Origin of the sequence: Flammeovirga pectinis (assembly GCF_003970675.1) — a bacterium.
Lineage (GTDB): Bacteria > Bacteroidota > Bacteroidia > Cytophagales > Flammeovirgaceae > Flammeovirga > Flammeovirga pectinis.
In genome coordinates, this window is the sequence record NZ_CP034563.1 from 899,518 (window position 1) to 922,604 (window position 23,087).

The 23,087-nt window shown below is 32.0% G+C and carries 18 protein-coding genes; 8 read left to right on the forward strand and 10 right to left on the reverse strand.

Annotated features, from left to right (window positions below; all coding sequences use genetic code 11):
- Positions 1-44 precede the first annotated feature (44 nt).
- Complete coding sequence (locus EI427_RS23620; protein ID WP_126619700.1) at positions 45-449, reverse strand: hypothetical protein; 405 nt, start codon at positions 447-449, stop codon at positions 45-47.
- 214 nt (positions 450-663) lie between these two features.
- Here EI427_RS23620 and EI427_RS23625 point away from each other — a divergent pair, with 214 nt between their 5' ends.
- Genes EI427_RS23625 through EI427_RS23635 form a run of 3 tightly spaced genes read left to right on the forward strand, consistent with a single transcriptional unit; the run spans position 664 to position 2,052 of the window.
- Positions 664-1,362 (forward strand): SDR family NAD(P)-dependent oxidoreductase, encoded by a 699-nt coding sequence (locus tag EI427_RS23625; RefSeq protein ID WP_126619702.1) that lies wholly within the window; start codon positions 664-666, stop codon positions 1,360-1,362.
- Between the two features lie 18 nt (positions 1,363-1,380).
- The gene (locus EI427_RS23630; RefSeq protein WP_126619704.1) at positions 1,381-1,548 is read left to right on the forward strand and encodes a Lacal_2735 family protein; all 168 of its coding nucleotides are present in this window, start codon (positions 1,381-1,383) and stop codon (positions 1,546-1,548) included.
- Positions 1,549-1,554: 6 nt separating this feature from the next.
- Positions 1,555-2,052, forward strand: coding sequence for an SRPBCC family protein (locus tag EI427_RS23635; protein WP_126619706.1), 498 nt, complete (start codon positions 1,555-1,557; stop codon positions 2,050-2,052).
- A gap of 300 nt (positions 2,053-2,352) precedes the next feature.
- Here EI427_RS23635 and EI427_RS23640 read toward each other — a convergent pair whose 3' ends face one another.
- Complete coding sequence (locus tag EI427_RS23640; protein ID WP_126619708.1) at positions 2,353-3,051, reverse strand: DUF6515 family protein; 699 nt, start codon at positions 3,049-3,051, stop codon at positions 2,353-2,355.
- A 236-nt stretch (positions 3,052-3,287) separates the two neighbouring features.
- Here EI427_RS23640 and EI427_RS23645 point away from each other — a divergent pair, with 236 nt between their 5' ends.
- Positions 3,288-4,097: a hypothetical protein gene (locus EI427_RS23645; protein WP_126619710.1), complete on the forward strand. Its 810-nt coding sequence runs from the start codon at positions 3,288-3,290 to the stop codon at positions 4,095-4,097.
- Between the two features lie 58 nt (positions 4,098-4,155).
- Here the strand turns inward: EI427_RS23645 and EI427_RS23650 are convergent, their stop codons facing one another.
- The 3 genes from EI427_RS23650 to EI427_RS23660 form a co-directional block, all read right to left on the reverse strand.
- Positions 4,156-4,728, reverse strand: coding sequence for an HdeD family acid-resistance protein (locus EI427_RS23650; protein WP_126619712.1), 573 nt, complete (start codon positions 4,726-4,728; stop codon positions 4,156-4,158).
- Positions 4,729-4,891: 163 nt separating this feature from the next.
- The gene (gene cydB / locus EI427_RS23655) at positions 4,892-5,929 is read right to left on the reverse strand and encodes a cytochrome d ubiquinol oxidase subunit II (protein ID WP_126619714.1); all 1,038 of its coding nucleotides are present in this window, start codon (positions 5,927-5,929) and stop codon (positions 4,892-4,894) included.
- 8 nt (positions 5,930-5,937) lie between these two features.
- Positions 5,938-7,317 carry a cytochrome ubiquinol oxidase subunit I gene (locus tag EI427_RS23660; RefSeq protein WP_126619716.1) on the reverse strand — a complete coding sequence of 460 codons (1,380 nt, stop codon included), beginning with the start codon at positions 7,315-7,317 and terminating at the stop codon, positions 5,938-5,940.
- A gap of 320 nt (positions 7,318-7,637) precedes the next feature.
- On the opposite strand from EI427_RS23660, the gene EI427_RS23665 reads away from it, so the two are divergent.
- Positions 7,638-8,516 (forward strand): hypothetical protein, encoded by an 879-nt coding sequence (locus EI427_RS23665; protein WP_126619718.1) that lies wholly within the window; start codon positions 7,638-7,640, stop codon positions 8,514-8,516.
- A 103-nt stretch (positions 8,517-8,619) separates the two neighbouring features.
- Here EI427_RS23665 and EI427_RS23670 read toward each other — a convergent pair whose 3' ends face one another.
- The 4 genes from EI427_RS23670 to EI427_RS23685 all read right to left on the reverse strand — a co-directional run bounded on the left by EI427_RS23670 (position 8,620) and on the right by EI427_RS23685 (position 15,608).
- Complete coding sequence (locus EI427_RS23670; protein WP_126619720.1) at positions 8,620-11,106, reverse strand: M1 family metallopeptidase; 2,487 nt, start codon at positions 11,104-11,106, stop codon at positions 8,620-8,622.
- 138 nt (positions 11,107-11,244) lie between these two features.
- A complete protein-coding gene (locus tag EI427_RS23675; RefSeq protein ID WP_126619722.1) occupies positions 11,245-13,932 on the reverse strand; it encodes a cation-transporting P-type ATPase in 2,688 nt (895 codons plus the stop codon).
- An 87-nt stretch (positions 13,933-14,019) separates the two neighbouring features.
- The gene (locus tag EI427_RS23680) at positions 14,020-14,724 is read right to left on the reverse strand and encodes a cytidylate kinase-like family protein (RefSeq protein WP_126619724.1); all 705 of its coding nucleotides are present in this window, start codon (positions 14,722-14,724) and stop codon (positions 14,020-14,022) included.
- A gap of 149 nt (positions 14,725-14,873) precedes the next feature.
- On the reverse strand, positions 14,874-15,608 hold the full coding sequence (locus EI427_RS23685; RefSeq protein WP_126619726.1) for a cytidylate kinase-like family protein: 735 nt from the start codon (positions 15,606-15,608) through the stop codon (positions 14,874-14,876).
- A 398-nt stretch (positions 15,609-16,006) separates the two neighbouring features.
- Between EI427_RS23685 and EI427_RS23690 the strand changes: the two genes are divergently transcribed.
- Complete coding sequence (locus tag EI427_RS23690) at positions 16,007-17,329, forward strand: dicarboxylate/amino acid:cation symporter (protein WP_170178598.1); 1,323 nt, start codon at positions 16,007-16,009, stop codon at positions 17,327-17,329.
- A gap of 72 nt (positions 17,330-17,401) precedes the next feature.
- Here EI427_RS23690 and EI427_RS23695 read toward each other — a convergent pair whose 3' ends face one another.
- The gene (locus EI427_RS23695) at positions 17,402-19,780 is read right to left on the reverse strand and encodes a TonB-dependent receptor (RefSeq protein ID WP_126619730.1); all 2,379 of its coding nucleotides are present in this window, start codon (positions 19,778-19,780) and stop codon (positions 17,402-17,404) included.
- A 531-nt stretch (positions 19,781-20,311) separates the two neighbouring features.
- Here EI427_RS23695 and EI427_RS23700 point away from each other — a divergent pair.
- Positions 20,312-21,739 (forward strand): basic amino acid/polyamine antiporter, encoded by a 1,428-nt coding sequence (locus EI427_RS23700; RefSeq protein WP_126619732.1) that lies wholly within the window; start codon positions 20,312-20,314, stop codon positions 21,737-21,739.
- Between the two features lie 28 nt (positions 21,740-21,767).
- Positions 21,768-23,081: a H(+)/Cl(-) exchange transporter ClcA gene (clcA, locus tag EI427_RS23705; RefSeq protein ID WP_126619734.1), complete on the forward strand. Its 1,314-nt coding sequence runs from the start codon at positions 21,768-21,770 to the stop codon at positions 23,079-23,081.
- Positions 23,082-23,087 lie beyond the last annotated feature (6 nt).

Below are 23,087 nucleotides of genomic sequence, written 5' to 3' on the forward strand. Positions count from 1 at the left end.
TAATCATTTTATCTGACGATGCTTTTTATATAATGTTCAACTTTTTACAGCTCATCAACAAAAGCCTTTACCTCAAAAATATCGTACTCACCAATAAATTGAAGGATGCCTATTGCAGCAGACCTTGAGAGATGGTCAACAAGGTTAATATAAATATCACAAGTTTCACCATCAACGGTAGTATGCGTATTTTCAAAAAACTCTAAAGGAAATTTTGAGTGTGTAACATTAAAAATGTGTTTTTCGAATAGAAACTGTAAAATACATTCTGTACCAACAAAAGCCATATCGCTTTCATCTAATGCTGAATGTCCTAACAATACATCAATTTGTTGTTGTAAGGCATCTGCTTCTTCATCCTCAATACCCCATAATCTAAAAACCTCCCAACAAGTATTTAAATCAAAACTTATTAGAATTGTTTTGTGTGTATCAGTAACTCTTATCATAATTAATATTTTATTGATAGTATGAACTACAGATTTGTTCTTTAAATCTGTAAGCTTTATCTATCTACTATTTTTCTTGATTTTTTGTTTCACTATTTATGCAAACAATATACTTTTTTTAAGCAATCATTTCATAATGTTAATATTGTTTAAACATTTTAAGATGGTTGTTGTTATCTAGTCATATCAAATGATTGTAACGAAAATTATAAAAATGAAAAATTATTTAGTGATAGGAGGATCATCTGGAATAGGGTTGGCATTAACCAAGCAATTATGTGAGGAAGGAAATACAGTGTATGCAACTTACAATACAACTTCCCCTTCTTTTGACCATGAAAATGTTCACTATCACTCATTAAATGTTTTGGATAACACATTAGATTTATCATTTTTACCAGATATTATTAACGGTGTAGCGTATTGTCCGGGAAGTATAAATTTATTGCCTTTCAGCAGAATAGAAGTAGATAGCTATACTAAAGACTTTGAATTACAGGTTGGAGGAGCAATAAAAGTTATACAGCAAACGATTAATAAAATGAAGAAATCAGGGAATGCATCTATTGTAATGTATTCAACCGTTGCTGTACAGTTAGGTTTTAAATTTCATGCTCAAGTTGCGGCATCAAAAGGTGCTATAGAAGGATTAACGAAAGCACTTGCCGCCGAGTTTGCCCCAAAAGTAAGAGTTAATGCTATAGCACCTTCTTTAACAGATACACCTTTGGCAGGGAAGTTATTAAGCGATGATGCAAAAAAGCAAGCGAATGCAGCTACCCACCCTTTAAAGAAAATAGGAGAATCTGAAGATGTAGCAGCTCTATCGGCATTCCTTTTATCAGATAAATCAAGTTGGATGACAGGTCAAATTCTTCATGTTGATGGAGGTATGTCTACCATCAAAGTATAACCTATAAATTGATTAATTATGTTCGGATTATTTAAAAAATCATCTCCAAAAGAAAAATTAGAAAAGAGATATAAAAAATTATTAGAAGAGTCGCACAAACTATCTACTGTAAATAGAATGGAAAGTGACTTGAAGATGTTTGAAGCATCTGAGGTATTAAAAGAAATTGAAAAATTAGAAAATTAACGATATATGGCATTTTATCAATTTAAAAGAGAGCAATTAATTAATGCGAGTGTAGATGAAGTATGGGATTTTATTTCATCACCAAGAAATTTAAAGGAGATCACACCTGACTATATGGGTTTTGATGTAACCTCTACAGATATTCCTGAAAAAATGTATGAAGGAATGATTATCACGTACAAGGTTAGTCCTCTTTTAGGTTTTAAAATGGATTGGATGACTGAAATTACAAAAGTAAGAGATAAAGAATATTTTGTTGATGAACAACGTGTTGGTCCTTACAATATTTGGCATCATCAGCATATATTAAAAGAGGTGAAAGACGGTGTTTTAATGAAAGACATTGTTACCTATGCACCACCATTTGGACCATTAGGTGCAATTGCAAACACATTGATGATACGCTCAAAATTAGAAGAAATTTTTGCTTACCGTAAAAAAGTAGTCGAAAAAAAATGGGGAACATTACCCAAAGTAAGATCTGTTGAAGGACTTGCTGGATAGAAAATCGTACTTTCCTGTTAAAACCTATTTTATTCGACAGATCATAAAATTACTTCAATTGAATAAGTAACAAAGGTTTGTCTACCTAATTTGCCAAACAAAATTCAACACAAAAAAAGCCTCAATCTATATAAGATTGAAGGCTTTTTGAATTGTAGAAGCTAGATAGTAAATTTTATCTTAAGCAATCTTCATTTTATTGTAAACTCAATATCCTCTCATTCCTCAGTCAATATCCTTTTAGATTTAGTAGAAAAAGAACTTGTTTTAACTACTAAAAGTATATTTAAATTTTGATCATTAATTTTTAGGAGTAGTAACAGCATAATTTGCTGTTGATCCAGTTTGAGGTACAGTTGTATACCAGATACCATTACAAACATGGTAAGTAACTCCATTTACAATTTCTGTTGTTGTGCCCTCTGGAAGTGCATTTACAACAGCCCCTTGAGGAGCAGTTATTACAGCAAATCCACCACTTGGGTTAGCTTGATAATAATTACCGGCAAAGTAATAATACGTTTTTCCACTAACAATTAAAGTAACATTTCCAGCAGGTAAAGTTTTTAATGTTGATCCTATCGGAGCAGCTACAACTTTATAATTTCCACTAGGTTGTTTTTCATAATAAACACCTTTATCGCAGTAATAATCTTGTTTCTGATTGTTCTCGTCTATTGCATGAACAATTATTGCAGTGGTTGCAATAGTGGCTACAGTTGCACCAACTGGGTGCCAATATGGGCCATACATTGGCGCACCATAATAGGCATGTGGAGCAACAACTACTGGTCCTCTATGTACGTAAGTTGGTCCAGTATGCACTACTGTTGGCCCTCTATGAATATAAGTTGGTCCTTTGTTTACATAAGTAGGACCGTGGTGTATTACGGTAGCACTATGTGAAGGATAGACTCTTCTAACTTGAGCAAAACTAATATTTGTAAGGAAGAAAATTCCAAGTAAAATTATTGATAATGATGATCTGAGGATATTCATGTTTTTATATTTAAAGTTCTTAGTATAAAGAACGCTTAACATAGTATTACGTTGGAAGCCTTTACAGTCATTTACCTAAATTGCAGGTGTTTTTGAATTAAAAATCTATATTTGATACTTTCTAGTCATAATTTGAAAGTATGCTACAACTAAAGACCTCAAAACTACTGCTCCCTATTGTTATATTACACTTACAATGCCTTTTACTTTATACAATAGTAAATTGGTTTCTAACCATGTACGTAAGTAATGAAGTGATAGATATTTACTGGTCAGATTCGATTTTACCGTTTATTATTTTTCCTTTTGTTTTTATCTATTTTAGTAATAATCATTTTAATGGTTATGTACTTAAAAATGGTAAGATGGGGAGGTTAGTTGTCAGCTTTTCATTAGGTTTACTTACTGCAATAGTAAGCTTATTTATTCAAGGAACGATACGAGAACACTCTGGTGCTTTAAAAGAAATTAAAACGGTAGACGAACTTTCTTATAAAAATGGAGATCGTAAGTACCATATCAAAGACTATTTTATTGATAATAAACATGTGACATATACAGCTTACCTTACTTATAAAAAGAACAAGAATACTGTTCTTAATGTCATATTTACATCACCAATAAAAAGTCATTCTTCTTCTGTAAATACAAAAATTTTATACGGATTTTTGGCAACCCCTTATTCAATTGCAATAAAAGATAAAGGGACAAAAGAAAACTATAAAGCATTGATAGAGTACTATGAACAAGTAAAAATCAACTATATGGATTTAGACTTTACTAAAATTCAATATTTTAAGAAAGTTCCAAATTCTAAAAAATTAGTAATATATAATAAGTGTGCAGCAAAGAATAAGTACTATTACAATAAAGAGGTAAGTGTGATATTAGAGGCGAGTTTAGAACCGTATGGTACAATTGATATCAATAGTTTTTTTTATATTCTCATTGCTGAAATAGTCTATTTCTTAATTCTTGCCTCAACAATATACAGTGGGATAAATCGAAAAGTTAAAAAAAAGAGATATAGCAAATCAACCTACTAATATACATTTAGATGTACACTAATAGGTTGCTTTTGTATATCAATAGATAATTAATTTTTTATTTTTTTGAATGCATTCCTTCTTTTATATTTTTCAATTTACTTGCAACTATAAATTCAGAGATACCTGCATTAAATAAAGCTAGACTAAACCAGAAAGTAGCAGTTAAACTAGCAAATGTCATGTTAGTGATAATTATGAAACCTAATAAAAGGCCTACAATACCAGAGAACATTAATAGACCCCAACTATTAGAAACATCTTTATATTCTATAGATTTACCAATTGTTTCTAAGCCTTTTATTAATACATAGAACCCTAAATAAAGAGGTAAAGTAGTAAGTGACATTGCTGGGTTAGTAATTAAAATAACACCAAGTATTGTGGTAAACATACCACCTGCAAAACTCCAACCCCAATTTTCTTGAGACTTTCTAGCATCTAATGCAGTAAACATTTGACTAATACCTACGGCTAAAAATGTAAGACTAAAAAGATAAGATAAAGAAACGAAAGTTTCTAATGGATGAGCAACTGTCCATGTACCTAAACCAATTAGTAATAAACCCGAAATTAAAGGAAAGTACCAATGTTTAATGTTGTATTTTAAAGCACTAGATAAATGATTCATAATTATATGTTTTGTGTAAAGTGAAGTGTAAATATTTCCTCTTTAGAGAGATACATATAATAACGGTGTTACTACTATTTTTACTTACAACATATAACTAATAACTATCAAAATTTAATAATAGATATTTTCTTCTACTATTGACTATCGGAGAAATATTCCTTTAATAACTATGCTCGTCTAATTTTACTTTTCCCCAAAACACTTTATAAACAATAAAAGTATAGGTAAGAACTAATGGTGTTCCGATGGCAGCAATAGTAAGCATAATTCCTAATGCTTTTTGAGATGCCGCAGCATTGTATATTGTAATTGTGTTTTCTGGATTGTTTGTAGCAATCAATAAGGATGGGTAGAGTTGTACAGCTACCAATATTAATAATAAGCTAAAAGTGATTGACGAGAATATAAATGCAGATAAATACTTTTGCTTTTTGGCTAAACGTGGAATATTTGCAATACTTAATACGGCCAAAACAGGTAGTATAAATAATACTGGATATTCTTTAAAACGTTCCGCTAAGTGTGGGAAAAATATAAGCGTGTACAAACTCATAATTGTGTACATTATTATAAAAGCAATCATACACTTCTCTAACATCAATACAACATGATCAAAGAGTTTGCCCTCTGTTTTTAAAGAGAGATATATAGCACCGTGCATCATCATTAAAGTAAGTGTTGTGAACCCAACTATTATTGCATAGGGATTCAGGAACATCGTTAAATGAGGGTTAATTGCTTCAAAATGCTCATCCAAAGGAAAACCCTGTAATACGTTTCCTAATACAACACCTAATAAAAAGGCGATCATGCCACTTGAAAGTGTATATGTGAAATCCCATAAATTTCGCCACCATTTCATTTCCTCTTTAGACCTAAATTCAATAGATATTGCTCTTAGAATTATAAAGAAAATAAACAACATAAAAGGGATATACATTGCAGAAAACAAGGTAGCATAAAAGATAGGAAAGCCAGCAAACAAAGTACCGCCTCCAATTACTAACCATACCTCGTTTCCATCCCAAACCGGGCCGACTGCATTAAGTGCAATACGTCTGTTTTTATCACTGCGTATAAATAAGTGCATTGCACCTGCACCTAAATCAAAACCATCTAAAATTCCGTAACCTGAAAATAAAGCTCCCACTACTAAAAACCATAGCGTAGGATAGTCTAAGCCTAAAATTGTTTCCATGAGTAGTGTTAATCTTTAGTGAAAAAGTTATTTATATTTTGTTGATGTGGTCTATGATCTATCAAATGAGCATCTTCTGGACCATGTTTAATTTTCTTATTTAAAAGGTAGATAAACAAGACCAAGAGGAGAGAGTAGATTAATGAAAACATTATTAATGAGAAAAGTACTTGATCTGCAGATACAGCCTTAGAGAGTGCATCAGAAGTACGTAATAAACCATAAACAACCCAGGGTTGTCTCCCCATTTCTGCAGCAAACCAACCAAACTGATTTGCCAATTGAGGTAATATTACTGCAAATACAAATATCCACAATAACCATTTGTGGTTAAAAAGTTGCTTTCTCCACAGTAAAAAACTACCGAGTAGCGAAAGCCCAATAAGTAGCATTCCAATACCTACCATTAAATGGTAAAACTGGAAAATAGCATTTACTTGACTGGGTTGATCTTCTACTGCAAATTTATCTAATCCTGTTACTTTATCATCAAATGTTTGGTAGAGGAGTAATGAAAGACCTCCAGGAATTTTTACACCATAGACTTCTTTATTTTCTTGATCTACCCATCCAAATAAATACAAATCGGCAGGGTCTTCAGTATAGTAATGTCCTTCAAAAGCAGCCAATTTTGCAGGTTGATTTTTTGCAACACCATCCGCAGATAGATGACCTAAAAAAAGTTGCACTAAAGAAAAGACAGTCGCTGCAATTAAGCCCAATTTAATTCCTGTTTTAGAAATTTCTTGGTGTCTATCTCTTACTAAATAATAGGCATGAACACTTATGTATAAAAATGCACCAGCAAGAAAAGCACCCACCCAAACATGTAAAATACGCTCTACACTAGACGGGTTAAAAACCATTTCCCAAAAATCTGTAATCTCTGCTTTAGCCATCATGCCTTCTCCAACAATATGATAACCTGCAGGGGTTTGCTGCCAACTATTTGCTACAACAATCCAGATTGCAGAAAACATAGAACCTAAGAATACACCAAGAGTAGAAATAAAATGAACTTTAGGACTAACCTTGTTCCACCCAAATAATAATATACCTAAAAAACTACTTTCTAATGCAAAAGCAAATATCCCCTCTGCTGCAAGTGCAGAGCCAAAGATATCGCCAACATAGCGGGAGTAAGTTGCCCAATTGGTACCAAATTCAAATTCCATTACAATACCTGTAGCCACGCCTATACCAAAGGTTAATGCAAATATTTTTGTCCAGAAGCGTGTAAGGACTTCATATTTTTTTTTGTGTGTTTTTAAAAACATTCCTTCGGAAATAACGAGCATTAAACCGATACCAATACTTAAAGGAGGATAGATATAATGGAATGAAATTGTAAAAGCAAATTGTATTCGAGAGAGGATTTCTACGTCCATAATTAATGATAGGTTTTTTGAGTTTAAGTAGTATAAAGCTAATAACTTTTTGATGAAATTGAATGTTTAATGTATTAAACTTTTTTTGTTTTTTTGACAAGATTTATACGATTGAATTTATCAAGGTTTTGGTTGTATTTATGGGTTGTAATAAGGCAAATGAACTAAATTTACTATTGGGTAATTACTTACGACAACTAAGAATAGATGTTGACACTTTTTTTTTGTCAACATACCATAATGGATGCAACTTTATATCTCTTTTTTGAAGTAATTTATATTATTATTATGACGATCAACTATTTTAGATTAACTACCTGATGTTTAATAACAAAATTAATTTTCTGTTCTCACTATCTCTTGTCTGTATTTATGCATGTAAAACGATAGAAAAGAAGAGTGAAGTTCCTAATTCAGGCTTTTATCTTGCCATACATGAGGAAGCAATCTCTCCTAATCTTGAAAAAATTACAGGAATAATACCTTCCCAAAACAAGGATTATTTGTGGGTTCAAGAAAATAAAGGAAATAACCCGTTCATTTATTTATATAACTCAAAAACTGGTCTGCAAGAAAAGAAAGTATTTATTAGAGGAACATCAATTGCGTGGGAAGATTTAGCAAAAAGTTTCAATAAGGATAAACAAATGTCTATCCATGTGGCTGATATTGGCGACCCTAATCTATCACGAAAAGATATACAAGTGTATTCTTTTAAAGAAGATGATATTGAAGATGATTTTGTAGCTCCAGAAGTGAAATATTTTACTTACCCTAATGGTCCCAGAGATGCAAGTGCAATGATTGTAAATCAGGAAACAGAGGAGTTTTATATTTTCACTTTAAATAAAGAATATACAGAGGTATATGCAATAAGTATTCACCAAAAAGCAGGGAAGTTAAGGAAAATTGGTGTTCTGCCTTTTGGAAACGTAACCAACGTAGATATTTCCTTCAATAACAAACGATTACTAATTGTAAAAGGGGGAGATTTAAACATGTGGAATATTGCTAATAATAGGGCACTTATTCCAAGTCTTTTAAATAATACACCTGATTACATTCATGTAAAAGAAAAATCGGAGTATTTAGGGACTTGTTTTAAAGATGAGAAAAAGTTTTATGTTCTTGATAGAAAAGAGCCTAATCAGAAACCTGTAATTACTACGTACCATGGAGAGGGAATTACAACTTTGTAATCTCTATTTCATTATTAATAAGATATTTAAACACCTTTTATAGCGACTTGCTTTTATGCAGATCGTTATAAAAGGTGTTGTTTATTTTATTGAAATACTTTAATTATAATATCTCAGTAAATTGATTTCTTCTAATTACAGGATCAAGATTTTGAAGTATTTTTGCCTCTAATTTATCGTCTAAATTATTGTGTTTTAAATATTGATGTACCTTCTTAATTACGCTTTTTTCAGTTCTTTTACCAATGCTATTTTTTAGATAACCAAAAGGGAAAAATATATCTCCTGTTTTCTGTATTTCTGGTAAAAGGTTTAAGGTTGCCTCAAGATATTTAATTGATGTAGAAGCTTGTAACGGGTGATTTAGATAACCAAGTCCATTTTCTACCCAAGGTTCATTTCCTCTATTTTTCACATTTTTGATGTCTTCAAAATAGGCATCTCTTTCTATATAATCAGGACTTGTAGAAGGTGTAATGTATGTAAGGTAACTTCTATAATAATCTGAAGATAGATTTTCTGCCACTGTTCTTTCCATATCTCTAGAAGTGGCCAATTTTTCCATTCTAAGTTTCATAAACAAAGCAATTCTATTGGCATCACTTATAGTTGGTGTAGTTTTCTTTTGAGTGATATATGGCTCTAAAAATGGAAACTCTTCTTTTGTGTGATACAGTGAAATAAGTACTTTTAAATAAAAAGTTTTTAGTGTATTTGATTCACTTTCTTTTAAAAGCCTTTTAAAAATGCTAAACTCTTTTTTAGTAATATTTATACGCTCACTTTTTGATAAATAATACCAGTAAATCTCTTTAAACTGACCAAATAGCATCTTTTTTAGTAGCGAATTATCTTCAACTTTTAAACGCTCTAAAACAAATGGGAGATAGGTTTCAATATCAATATTTTTATGAATAAAGTTTTCCCATAGATTACTGTAAACAGACATTGCTTCTGTATCAGAATAAGAAGCTGTATTTTCAATTAAGTGTTTTTGTAAACCTGCATCGAACTCAAAATAACCATAACTCTTTGCGGATTGGTCTAATGGAAATTTATTGTTGTTTAATGGGGCAACAGTATTAGCAGAATTTATATTAACTGTATTGTTGTCAATAGTAATTATCTGAGACCAACCTACATCTTCTGTTTTAATCAATAAGTTACCCTCATCAATACTTAATTTATATTTAGGCATTCCTGCTTTTTTTACCCATTGATCTGCCCAAGGCTTAATATCTTTATCAGTCGTTTCAACTATCACATTAATAAGATCGTCAAAAGTAGCATTACTAAAAGCATATTTCTTTAAGTAATTCTGTAAAGATGTTTGTAGAGCATCTGCACCAATAATTTCTTCTAGTTGTGCCATTACCACTGGGGCTTTAGAATAAATTATTGCACCATATAGCGTTCCTGCTAAGTTTAAATTATCAAGTTTTTGCTGAATAGGGTGAGTACCAGCAGATCTATCAACAGGATAAGCTCTGTATTGGTGAGAAACATAAAATTGTACATTATGGTTAATTTCTGGGTACGATGGCTCTACCGCTTTGGCAGCTATAAAATTAGCAAATACTTCTTTTAACCAAACATCATCAAACCATTTCATGGTTACAAGGTCACCAAACCACATGTGTGCCACTTCATGAGAAATTAGCTGTGCTCTTCTTAGTTTTTCTGTATCTCCTGCGTTTTCATCAAGTATTAAAGAAGACGATCTGTATTGAATTGCCCCAATATGTTCCATGCCTCCATATTGAAATGGTGGAAGAAGTGCAAAGTCAAGTTTATGAAAAGGCAATGGAATTGTAGTATAGTTTTCAATCCAATCAATTGCATTTACATGAAGCTTAAAAATGTCATCTTTATTTTTATCAATTTTTTCTTTGTCAACTAAATGTAACATGGTAAACTTATGCTTACCATCATCATATTCTTCCTTTTTAAACTTACCTGCTACAAAAGAAAAAAGATAAGTAGAAATTGGAGCTGTTTCGCCAAATACCAACAGTTTTCGTCCTTCGGTAGTTTCTTTCTGTGTTGCATATTCTCCAGCTATAGCTTCCCATTTTTCTGGCATATCTAAGCTTAGAATATATTTTGCTTTAAGATCGGGTTGGTCAAAACAAGGAAAAAGAGTTCTTGCCCTATCAGGAACAAGTAACGTATACATATAATCCTTATTTCTATTTAGCGACTGTTTACCTGCCTTAAATTGAAAGGAAATTTTATTCTCTCCTTCAATTAGAAATTCACTTGGTATAATAATGTGTTCTTGTATATAATCGTATGTAGATGCTTCATTATTTACAATAAGGTTTTCAATGTGCGTATCGTTGGCTTTAAAATCAAGTATTAAGGGCGTAGAACTATCTTTAAGCGTTACTTTTATAAGCGATGTGGCAAAAATATCTTCTTCTTTTTCTTCTGGTAGTTCAAAATGAAGTTCATAATGAATATCAGAATAAGTTGAAAACCGATATTCAGCCAATTCTTTAGATACACCTAATGTGATTTCTACAGGATTAGATTTACAAGAAAAAAACATTAGTAATACAATTAAATAAGTAAATTGATTGAATCTCATAGGTATGGTATAGGTATTAAAAAAAATCTATCTAAATATATTAATATCTAGGTAAACATCCTTATTACTTTTCAATTATCTGTCTGTAATAAATGAAAACAACAGCCCATGAAACACAAACTGTTGTCCTATTTCTAACTATTTTAACTTATTTCTTATAAACTTCTCTAATTCAACTAAAAGAAAGAGAATTGTAGAAATTCCTATTATTAATCCCCACGCTTTACTATCTATTGGTGTTGTACCAAAAAGTGTATTCATAAAAGGCGCATAGGTGAGTAAAAGCTGAAGACTTATCATGATCATAACACCACCAATGAGCCACTTATTTGAAAAGAAGCCAAGTTTAAATGGAGAATGATGTAATGACCTAGAGTTGAATAAATAAAACAACTCGCCAAAAACTATCAGGTTTACACAAATTGTTCTCGATACATTAATTCCCATTCCGTGCGTTGTTTCATAATAGAAAACCAAGTAAATGGCAGCCACTAGATAAGTGCTTACCCACAGTATTCTAGCGAACATAGCAGCGGTCAGTAATGGTTTTTTAGGATCTCTTGGCGGCCTTTTCATTAATCCGATTTCAGATTTTTCTACGGCTAATGTTGCTCCTAAAAAGATAGCAGTAGACATGTTAATCCATAAAATTTGAAGTGGAGTAATTGGTAAAGTTAAACCTAGAAGGGAAGCGACAAGAATTACCATACCTTCTGTTAAGTTCGTAGGAATGGTCCATGTTATAAATTTAAGAAGATTGTCGAACACATTTCTACCTTCTTCTGTAGCACTTTTTATTGTTGCAAAATTATCATCAGTAAGAATCATGTCCGCTGTTTCTTTGGCTACCTCTGTTCCAACAATACCCATTGCAATACCAATATTCGCTTGTCTTAAAGCAGGTGCATCATTTACGCCATCACCTGTCATTGCAACAATATGTCCTTCATCTTGTAATGCTTGGACAAGGTTTAATTTCTGATGAGGACTCACTCTAGCAAATACAGATTTCTTTTTAGCAATTTCTCTTAATTGATGTATGTTGAGAAGGTCTAGTTCTTTTCCCGTAATTCCAGTTTCTTTAGGGTTATGCTTTCTTAAACCAAGTTTATCTGCAATTGCTGTAGCAGTTACAATATGATCTCCAGTTATCATTTTGACATCAATTCCAGCCTGATGACAGATATTTACCGCATGTACCGCTTCGGCTCTAGGGGGGTCGATCATGGCTTGTAAACCTAAAAATGTAAGCTGTTCAGTAGTGTCTGCATGTGTAATTGATGTTCTATTCTTAGCTATCTCTTTTTTAGCAAAAGCAAGTACTCTTAATCCATCAGATGCATATCTTTCTACAGCTTTTATAATTTGTTCATAATAGATGGTAGTGGTGTTTCCATTGTTATCTAATACATTTACACATGCTGAAACAATCTTCTCTACAGCACCTTTAAGATACATAATATTCGTAGCGTTGCCCTTATGTAACGTAGCCATGTATTGATGTTCCGACTCGAACGGGATCTCGTCTAAACGAGGAAAAAAAGTATTCATTTCATCAATTATAAATCCTCCTTTTGTAGCAGAAGTAATTAAAGCACCTTCAGTTGGATCGCCTTCGATACACCAATATCCCTCTTTTTTAAATAAAGAAGCGTTATTACAGAGTAGCCCAGCTTTTAGTGTTTCGGTTAAGGCTACAGAATAATCGTTGGTGATATACTGTCCTTTACAAGAAAATCTCCCATTGGGTACATAACCTGTACCTTCTACATCTATATCTTCATTGTTTGTATAGATTTTCTGAACGGTCATTTCATTTTGGGTAAGTGTACCCGTTTTATCAGAACAGATAACAGTAGTGCTCCCTAAGGTTTCTACAGCGGGTAATTTTCTGATGATCGCTTTCTTTTGTGCCATTCTACTTACACCAATGGCTAAAGTGATGGTAACAACGGCTGGTAAACCTTCTGGTATTGCACCAACAGCCAAAGCAACTCCTTCTAATAATACATTTTCTAACGGTTGTCCTCTAAGTAGCCCTGCAGTAATTGTAAGTGCCGCTAGACTTAAAATTATCCAAAGTAAAATTTTACTAAAATGTGCAATTTTCTTAGTTAGTGGTGTAGCCAATATATCTGCTGAAGCTATTAAGTGATTTATCTGACCAATCTCAGTTTTATCACCAATGTTGGTTACTACGCCAAGGCCATACCCATAAGTTACAAGGGTAGAAGCAAAGGCAGAATTCTTTCTATCATTTATAATGGTTTCTTCTTCTAAAGCAATATTTTTTTTATCTGTTGAAAGAGATTCTCCAGTTAAAGCAGACTCGTCAATTTTTAATTCTTTTGAAGTGATAATACGCAAATCTGCAGGCACTCTATCTCCAGAATGTAACACAACAATATCTCCTATAACAATGTCTTTAACCTTAATACTTGTTTTCTTTCCCTCTCTAATAACTGTAGTGTTTGCTGTAAGTTCTTTTGCTAATGCTTGAATAGCTTTTAATGCTTTCACTTCTTGAATAAAGCCAATTATTGCATTTATTAAAACAACACTAATAATTACACTCATTTCTACCCACTCTTCTAAGAATCCTACGCCGAGTGCAGCAAACAAAAGTATATAAACTAGTGGTTGATGAAACTGTTTAAGAAAAATTAGAAATCGAGATTCTCCTTTTTTAGGAGTTAGTTTATTTTCGCCAAATTTTAGTCTTCTTTTAAGTACTTCTTGCCTTGATAACCCATTTTTTGAGTCGGCATTTAGCAGATTTACTACTTCACCAGAAGTTAGTAAATGCCATTGTCTTACCTGTTCCATTGTTTTGATATTTGGGTATATACATCATTTATTATTTTAAACTTATAAAAAGCCCCTTCACTAAAAATATAGGAAGGGGCACATCAACTAAACGTTTCGCATCATTTCAATTTCTCTTTCGGAAACAAGGGAAAGAATACTACTTGCGATTTCATTGTCTGATAGATCGTCCCTCTTAATGGTTAAATCATAATTTATAGGGACACTCTGCGAAACGTATTTTAAAAAGTTTTTACGACGTTTGTTTTTACGTCGAACGATTTCCCGAGCATAATTTTCTCGCAAATCGTTTTTCTTAGCAAATTGGGTTACTCTAAATTTTTCTGATGCTGTTACTTTTATTCGTAATGCATTTTGCAATCCATCGGTAAAAAATGAAGCACCTCTTCCTAAAAAGACAACATTACCTCTTTCTAGAAAACTTAAAATGACGGTTTTTAACGCGGTTAATAATTGCTCATCTAATGTATTATTGCCTATATCCAGACTGTACATAATTTGATCTATTATGCTTTTGTTCTGTATAGGAATGAAATTATTTAACTCTTTTGCAGATACTTTTAGCTCTTTAGAAAGGTTATTTAAGATAGTACTATCTACCAGCCTCCAAGGTCTTTTTAGCATTTTAAACCCAACCTTTTTTGCATTAAGCTCATCTACTAATAATTGAGCTGCCGGTCTAACATTTGTACCAAATTCTCTCGACATTGTTACAATCATGCCATTAGCAACAGGTGCTTTTTTCTGCCGTAATTCTGTTTCGATTAAGTAATTATAGATGAATGATTCCATGAGTATACTAGTTTTAGTGTGCTTGAATATCTTTGTAGTGTCAATTTAACACTTAAAGTGTAGTGATATGGTAATCAAAGTCATTAATAAATGATGATATATTCACTTATTAATGACTTCAAGCAAAGGACTAAAACTAATAGTTTAATTTACATATTTTTGTTTTTCAGCTGATTAACCTCACTATAGGTTTTACATTGAATCTCTTTATTCTTGCAGAGATCAAAAAGGAGGGAAGTGAGTGTTTCATCATCCATAATATCTCTATTAAGTACAAAATCGTAACTCTGATGTTTTCCTTTAGAAATATAACTTAGAAAGTCATTTCTTCTTTTGGCTTTTCTGCGAACAACCTCTTTGGCATAATGGTAATTCACTTTGTTTTTTTCAGCGTACCTATGTATTCTATTTTCATCACTTGATTTTATTTTGAAGTTGATAACATTGTCCAACTGATTTGTAAAATAAGCAGCTCCTCTACCCAGAAAGACAACATTTCCTCTTTCAAAATAAGAATAAATTACGGTCTGAATAGCCTTGTGTAAGTTATCGTCTAATTGACTTCTATTAAAGTCTAAACCATGTAATATCTGATCGAAAATACTTTTGTGTTCAATAGGTACAAATTGATTTAAGGCGTCGTACCCAATTTTAAGTTCTTTAGAAATGTTACTTAAAATAACACTATCAATTAGTGCCCATTTCTTTTTACAGATAGAAAAACCAACACGTTCTTTATTTAGTTTTTCTACAAGTTCCGTAGCACAATTTTTTATGTTTGTACCAAAGTCCCTTGATAATGTAAAAATTAGACCTTTAGATTGAGGTGTTTTTATTTCTTCTAAGTTCGAGGCTGCTAAATAATTATAGATATAGTTTTCCATAGCATTTAAGTTAGTTGTGGTGTATAGTAATTTACTTAATTTACACAACAAATAAAAGATTTTTACTTTATAAGTAATTGATAGTCAGATTTTAAATAATTTTTTGTTTGTTTTTATATCAATATTATAAAGTATAGTAAATGTGAATAATTTATAACTACTTTTTACTATTAATCACTTAATACGTATTTATAAATCATTTTCTACTAGTTTAGTAGACTAAAGAATAGTACTAAAGTCATTTAATGGTCTTAGTATTTATTTTAACTTCACTTAAAGAATAGACTTTAAAACCATTGGTATATTTACCTATAAGGTTTTAGTAAAATAAAAAACACATTATGATATTACTTCTTGCAATTATAGCTTTTGTAAGTTTACTGGGCATACTTTATTCCATGTCAAACCAAAAAGTCAAATTCCATTATAGAAATTTGACAGCAATTGGTATAGGAATTATTTTTGGGTGGGGTTTATATGAGTTTATTCCGCAAGAGGTCTATGTAGATTTAAAATTTTACATGAAGACCATCTCTAATATATATATTAGGTTCTTAAAATTAATGATTGTTCCCATTGTCTTTATTTCTATTGCACATACGCTAGTAAATATTAGTAACGATAGTAATATTGGAAAAAGAATAGGGCAGATAATTACTTATTTTGTGGTCTCTATAACCGGAGCAGCAACACTTGCCTTTGGAATGGCAAATCTTTTTAACTTCGAGAACCTTATTGATGTTTCTAAAGTTTCTGCAGAAACAATTTCTAAAGGATATGCCAACAGAATTGATACTTTAGGTGATGCCTCTTTAGGGAAAGTAATTTATGGATTTACGCAAAATATACCGACATCAATATTTCAGGCTTTTAGTGAGAACAATATTATAGGTACACTGTTAGTAGCATTATTAATAGGAATGGCTGTACGTAGAATGTCTGCTAAAAAGCCAAAAGAAATGGGCTTAGTTATTAGAGGTTTAGATTCTGCTAAACTTATTATCAATAGCATGACAATGACAATTATTAAATTAACTCCTTATGGTGTGTTTACTTTAATGACAATTGCCGTTGCAGAAAAAGGCCCTTCATTATTTGGAGATTTAGCCATTTTTATTGTGGTATCATATGCTACTATGTTATTAATTTTTATAATGCACATGGCAGGGTTATCAACAAAAGGAATGAACCCAATAAAGCATGTAAGGAATTTATTACCTGCAATAATTACAGGGTTTTCTACACAATCTAGTGGAGCAACTTTACCTGTTACAATTAACTGCTTAGAAGATAATAATGGTGTAGATACAGAAACGGCAAATATTGCAGCATCTTTAGGTACTACAATGGGAATGAATGCTTGTGGTGCTATGTGGCCAGTTTTTATGATTGTCTTGTCTGTTGGGGTAAACAATGCTTTAGGCTTAGCACCAATAGACTTACTATCTCCAGGGACATTATTTACAATGTTTATTTCTGTAATTATATCTTCTTTTGGTATTGCAGGTTTACCAGGTACAGCATCTTTTGCGGCCATTACAGCCATGACAATTATGGGTATTGCTCCAGAAGTTATGGGTATGGTACTAACGTTTGTATTATCGGTAGATTCTTTAATTGATATGGGTAGAACAGCAACAAACATTTTTGGAGTTTCTTCTGCCGCAACTTTTATTTCTAAAAAAGATGGACTTTTGGATATGGAGAAATTTAAAGACTAATTGACTTTACGTCATTATTAAGATATAGTAAATGGCCTTAAAAGAACATATTTCTTTCAAGGCCATTTCTTTTTAGAATGCTATTTTATAATATAAGTTTGGCATAATAAAAAATACTTTATCTTCTTCTACCTGTTGATCTTTTAAGTTGTACTTGTAGCCACTTGTTTGTTCTGTAAGTAATGCATTTTGCATATCAAGACCCCAAGTTCGTGTACTTTTCTTTTTATGGATTTTGTAAGTGATACCAAAGTTTAACCACACTTCATCTTGTCCTTTTACAGAGTACAATTCATTTTCTTTATACACTACTTTTTGTTGTTCATTAGATGCCTTTTCATCATATGGAGTTAAAGGTACTCCACCTAAATAAGTGGCATTAAAGTTAATTCCAAGAAGGTTTTTCTTTTTAACCAAGAACTCTTTACCAAAAGTAACGGTAGCCATATAATTTCTATTAAAAAGAGTATTTCTTGTTACTCCCTGAGCATCTTGGTATTCAGAAGTATACATAGAACCAGTAACCATATAATAGATGCCATTTACCATTGAGCGTTCTAATGTTACATCAACACCTTTATTTGCACCCGTACCTTTATTAGAAATTGTACCATTTGCTCCCCACATTGTTGTATAATTTGCAAAAGAATAAGGAGTTCCATCAATAACAGGCACATCAAACAAATCTTGATAATACACCTCTGTAGTTAAACGAGTATTCTTACTTAAATTAACTTTAACACTACCTACATAATGATCCGATTTAGATAATTTTAAATCATTTGGTTGGCCTGTAACAGGGTTTGTGAAAGAATAAACTTTCAATTCTTCTCTTTTACTATGTCTACCATAAGCAGCAGATAAAATAACACCATTAATTGGGGTATATTCAAGACCTAAGCGAGGTTCGACTGTTACTTCATCACTATATTGAAATTTAGTACTTGCAATACCTGCATTTACACTAAAATTTGATGCAACTTGGTATTTAAACTGCGTAAAGAAATTAATATTGTAACCACTTTCTTTGCCATAGAATACAGGTTGTACAGTTCCCATTAAAGTATCTGCTTTATTAGCAAAAGCATCTACATACAACAGATCAGTTCTTATCCCCGTTTTATTAATTAATTTTGGCGTGATAGCACTCGTTAATGTACTTGCTAACGACATTTTATATTCTATACTTTGTTGACTTTGATGAGGGTGAAGAGTACCAGTATTTAATGTATCAGCATCTTCTTCAAAATAGCGTGTTTTGTTTTTGTATTTATTTGATGTGAAACCAACAGTAGAGGTTAGATCACTTGCATTACCAACTCTAATAGAATGATTAACACCGATTGCACCCATTCCAAAATTAATTTCTTTATCTAAATAGTCTTTATCGTACTTTCTATATTTTACTGTTGCATCGTACTCTTCAAATTCATCTGAATGAACTTTTACTTTGTATTTTTTATACGGAGTATCTATGGCACTTATTCCACCCATTCCCCAAATATTTACATTACCGTATTTTTGAGAAGGGAAAGACAGATTAAAAGACAAATCTTGAAAATGAGGAGCAGTACCACCAGATAATTGACCAATGTATCCTAAAAATCCATGTCTGTAATTAATTAAATAGGACGACCCTTTTTCTTTATTGATAGGCCCTTCAGAAGATATATCACCCCCAATCAATCCCAATTGTACGGAATGTTTATAGGTTTCATTATTGCCTTTTCTAAAATTAATATCAAAAACACCAGAAGTTGCATTAGAATATTCTGATGGGAAAGCACCCGTAAAGAAATCCGTGCTTCTTAATAAATTTGTACTGTAGATAGAAATTAAACCAGCACCTGCAAGATTTCCGCCACCAAAATGTGCAGCACCAGAAACATCAATACCGTTTACACGCCATAAAACAGAACTTGGTGAGTTACCACGTATAACAACACCATTATCTTGAGGAGAAGAGAAAGTAACTCCTGCAAAGTTATAGGCTACCCTAGACGGATCACTTAAACCACCAGCAAACCTACTAGATTGTTCTACTGAAAATGAACGAGCACTTACAGTAGACATTACATTATTGGCATCTTTATCATTAGAGGCCGTAATCGTTACACCTTCTAGAGCAACAATATCTTCTTCCATTTCAAAATTAATTTCCATACCCTTGTTCCCTGTAATAAGAACTTCAGTTTTACGGATACTTTTAAAACCTATCGAATTAATAATTAGTGTATATCTACCAACATTTATAGCCTCTAATTCAAAATTACCATCAATGTCTGTACTCGTTCCAATAATTGGATTACTACCTTCTATCTGAATTGTAGCTCCAATAATAGGTTGTTTAGAAATTGTGTTGATGATAGTTCCTTTTAATGATTGAGTTTGTGCAAACAGGGCTGAAGTTAATAGGAAAAATAAGACAGTTAAAATTAGATTCTTTTTCATTTTTCAGAGAAATTAAATTCATGTTATATTTTGACTTTACATGTAGATGACCCTCAGGTTTTATTTTACCCCTATTCTTTTTTTAATTTTTTTTTAAAAACCTGAAAATGGTGTAAAAGTTAACGAGTAGTATTTTCTTCTCTTTAGTGTTGATGATATATTATTCACTATCAAACTTTTGGATTATGAAGTAAAACAAAAGTACTTATCAATTAAAAATTTGATAATCAATAATATAAGGGGTAAGTTTTGATTGAATTTAAAAGTGTTATAATGTAAATAATGATTTAAACCTTAATTAACTCTTTTTGTTAGCTTATTCCTTTACCTAATTAACCCAGTTCTAGTATGTACTACACAGGCGATTTATTTACTCACTTTTTTAATTATTTGTATCATAAAATGATTTATAACTTTCATAAAATGACATCTAAGTAACATTGTTTCTTATGCATCGTTATAGAATCATATAAAAACAAAAGAAACGTTGTTACGATCTCAATTTAGACATTTAACACAAAATTCAATATTATGGATAGTAAATCTACTAAAGTCGGCTTAGGCGGCTTAGTCGCCATTGTTTTTGGCTCAATGATAGGAGGAGGTATATTTAATATACCCCAGAATATGGCAGCTGAAGCATCATTAGGAGCAGTTATTATATCATGGATTATTTCTGGTGTTGGTGTAGGTATGCTAGTCTACACATTTAAAACTTTATCAGAAGAACGCCCAGATATTAGCTCCGGAATTTATGGATATGCCAAAGCAGGTTTTGGTCGTTTTGTTGGGTTTAACTCAGCATGGGGATATTGGATAAGTGCTGCGTTAGGTAATGTTGCCTTTGCAGTTATGCTAAATGATGCATTTGGAGTTTTCTTTCCAGTTTTATTAAACCATGGTTGGCAAACAATTGTATTAGGATCAGTTTTAATATGGTTAATGAATTTTATTTCATTGTTTGGTACAGAAAAAACATCATTTTTAAATACTATTTCAACAATTGCTAAATTTATAGGGCTTGTTATCGTAATAGGTATTTTAATAATCACTTTTAAGTTTGATGTTTTAACAACAGATTTCTGGGGAAATGCTTATCACTTAGAAGGGTTAGGAGAACAGATTAAATCAACAATGTTGGTTACTTTATGGTGCTTTATTGGTATTGAAGGTGCAGTTGTTATTTCATCAAGAGCAAAGAAAACATCTGATGTTGGTAAAGCAACAATGATTGGTTTTATTGCAGCATTAGTAATGTATGTTTTGATTTCTGTATTGGCATTTGGTATTGCACAACAGCCAGAATTAGCTAAATTATCAGACCCATCTGCAGGTGCTTTATTAGGTATAGCAGTAGGATCTTGGGGTGCAACTTTTGTAAATATTGCTGTTATTATCTCAGTATTAGGTGCATGGATAGCATGGACTATATTAGTAGCAGAAGTACCACACGATGCAGCAAAAGACGGTGTATTACCTTCTTTCTTTAAAAAAGAAAATAAAAACGGAGCACCATCAACTGCCTTGTTTATTTCTTCTAGCATTATGCAAGTGGCAATGATCTTTGTAGCCTTTGCAAGTGATGTATATATGGCAGCAATTGATATTGCAGGAGTAATGATTTTACCAGCTTATCTTCTTTCATCAATGTATTTATTGAAAGGTGCAAGTTTAAAACAGATCTTAAATAATAAAAAGAATAGAAAAATTGCAGCATTCATAGGTTTACTCTCAACGCTATATTGCTTATGGTTAATCTATGCAGCTGGTATTACTTATATGATGACTTCGTTTATCTTCTATGCAATCGGAATTCCTTTCTACAGATTAGCACATAAAGAGGAAATCAAAGCCGGTAAACAAATTTATACTAGAAATGAACGTCTGTTGGAAATATTCATCATAATTATGGCATTAGTTGCTGTAGGTATGATTGCAACAGGTCAGGTTTCTTTCTAATAAATTTATAAAGATAAGAGACTGGATCATGGAAAGAGAGACTACATTATCACATAATCAATCTAGAATATTATTTATTCTTTCTTTAACGGTTGGTGTATTGGTAGGTCTGTTAGGTGGAATATATAACTTAATAACAGACAATGCAGTGTCAATTTTATCTTCTCTTCAGCAAAACACTTCAATTTATCTGGTCATAGTTTTTATGGCAATGTGTACTTTTTTATCTTTTTACTTGGTTAAAAAGTTTGCACCAGAAGCAGGAGGAAGTGGAGTTCAAGAAGTAGAAGGGAGCATGATTGGTGTTAGAAAAATAAAATGGAAACAGGTAATTCCTGTCAAGTTTATAGGCGGTATCGCCGCACAATTCGGAGGTATGGTAGTAGGTCGTGAAGGCCCTACCATACATCTGGGAGGTGCAATAGGAGAAGGGCTCTCTAAAATATGGAAATATAAAGTAAGCGATTTAGATGTTAAGAATCACTTACTAGCATGTGGAGCCGGAGCTGGTTTAGCTGTTGCTTTTAATGCCCCACTCGCAGGTATATTACTTGTAATTGAAGAAATGAGACCCTCTTTTAAATTTAACTTTAGATCATATACAGGCATTATGTTAGCTTGTTATGTAAGTACTTGGGTAGCTCAATTTATTGTTGGAAATAAAGTAGAAATTCCCGTCGTTAATGTGCAGCTTTTATCAGAAATACACTTTTATCATTTTATTGGTTTTGGTTTTTTCTTAAGCATTGCGGCAGTCATCTTCTTAAAGTCCATAAAGGCTGGGTATAAAGTTTTCGATTACTTTAAAAGTAAATCCGCTTACTTAACGTTTGCCCTAATTGCTGTTTTATTTGCTGTTGTTTATCAGATAAATCCAGATTTAAATGGTTCTGGTATGTCGCTTTTAAAAACACATTTAGAAAGTGATAATAATTTAAATTGGGTTATCTCTACTGCCTCTTTAAGATTTGTTGGAGGGATAATATCATTCTGTAGTGGAGTAGTTGGAGGAATCTTTTCTCCGATGTTGTATTTAGGTTCTTCTTTAGGTGAAATCTATGCAATGTTGCTACCAAAATTAGCTCCTTATACTACAGAGTTTGCAATTTTAGGTATGGCTGGCTTCTTTACAGCTGTGGTTGGAGCGCCAGTTACAGGAGTTGTTTTAATTGCTGAGTTAACAGGGCAATACGAATTAATATTACCATTAGGTATTGTGTGTTTAGTAGCCAACTTTATTACACATAACCTCGGTGCAAAACCATTGTACGAAAGCTTATTAAAGCGAGATGTCAGATTGTTTGGCAACGAAAAATTAAAAGATACTACAGAAACTCAATAAAGTTTC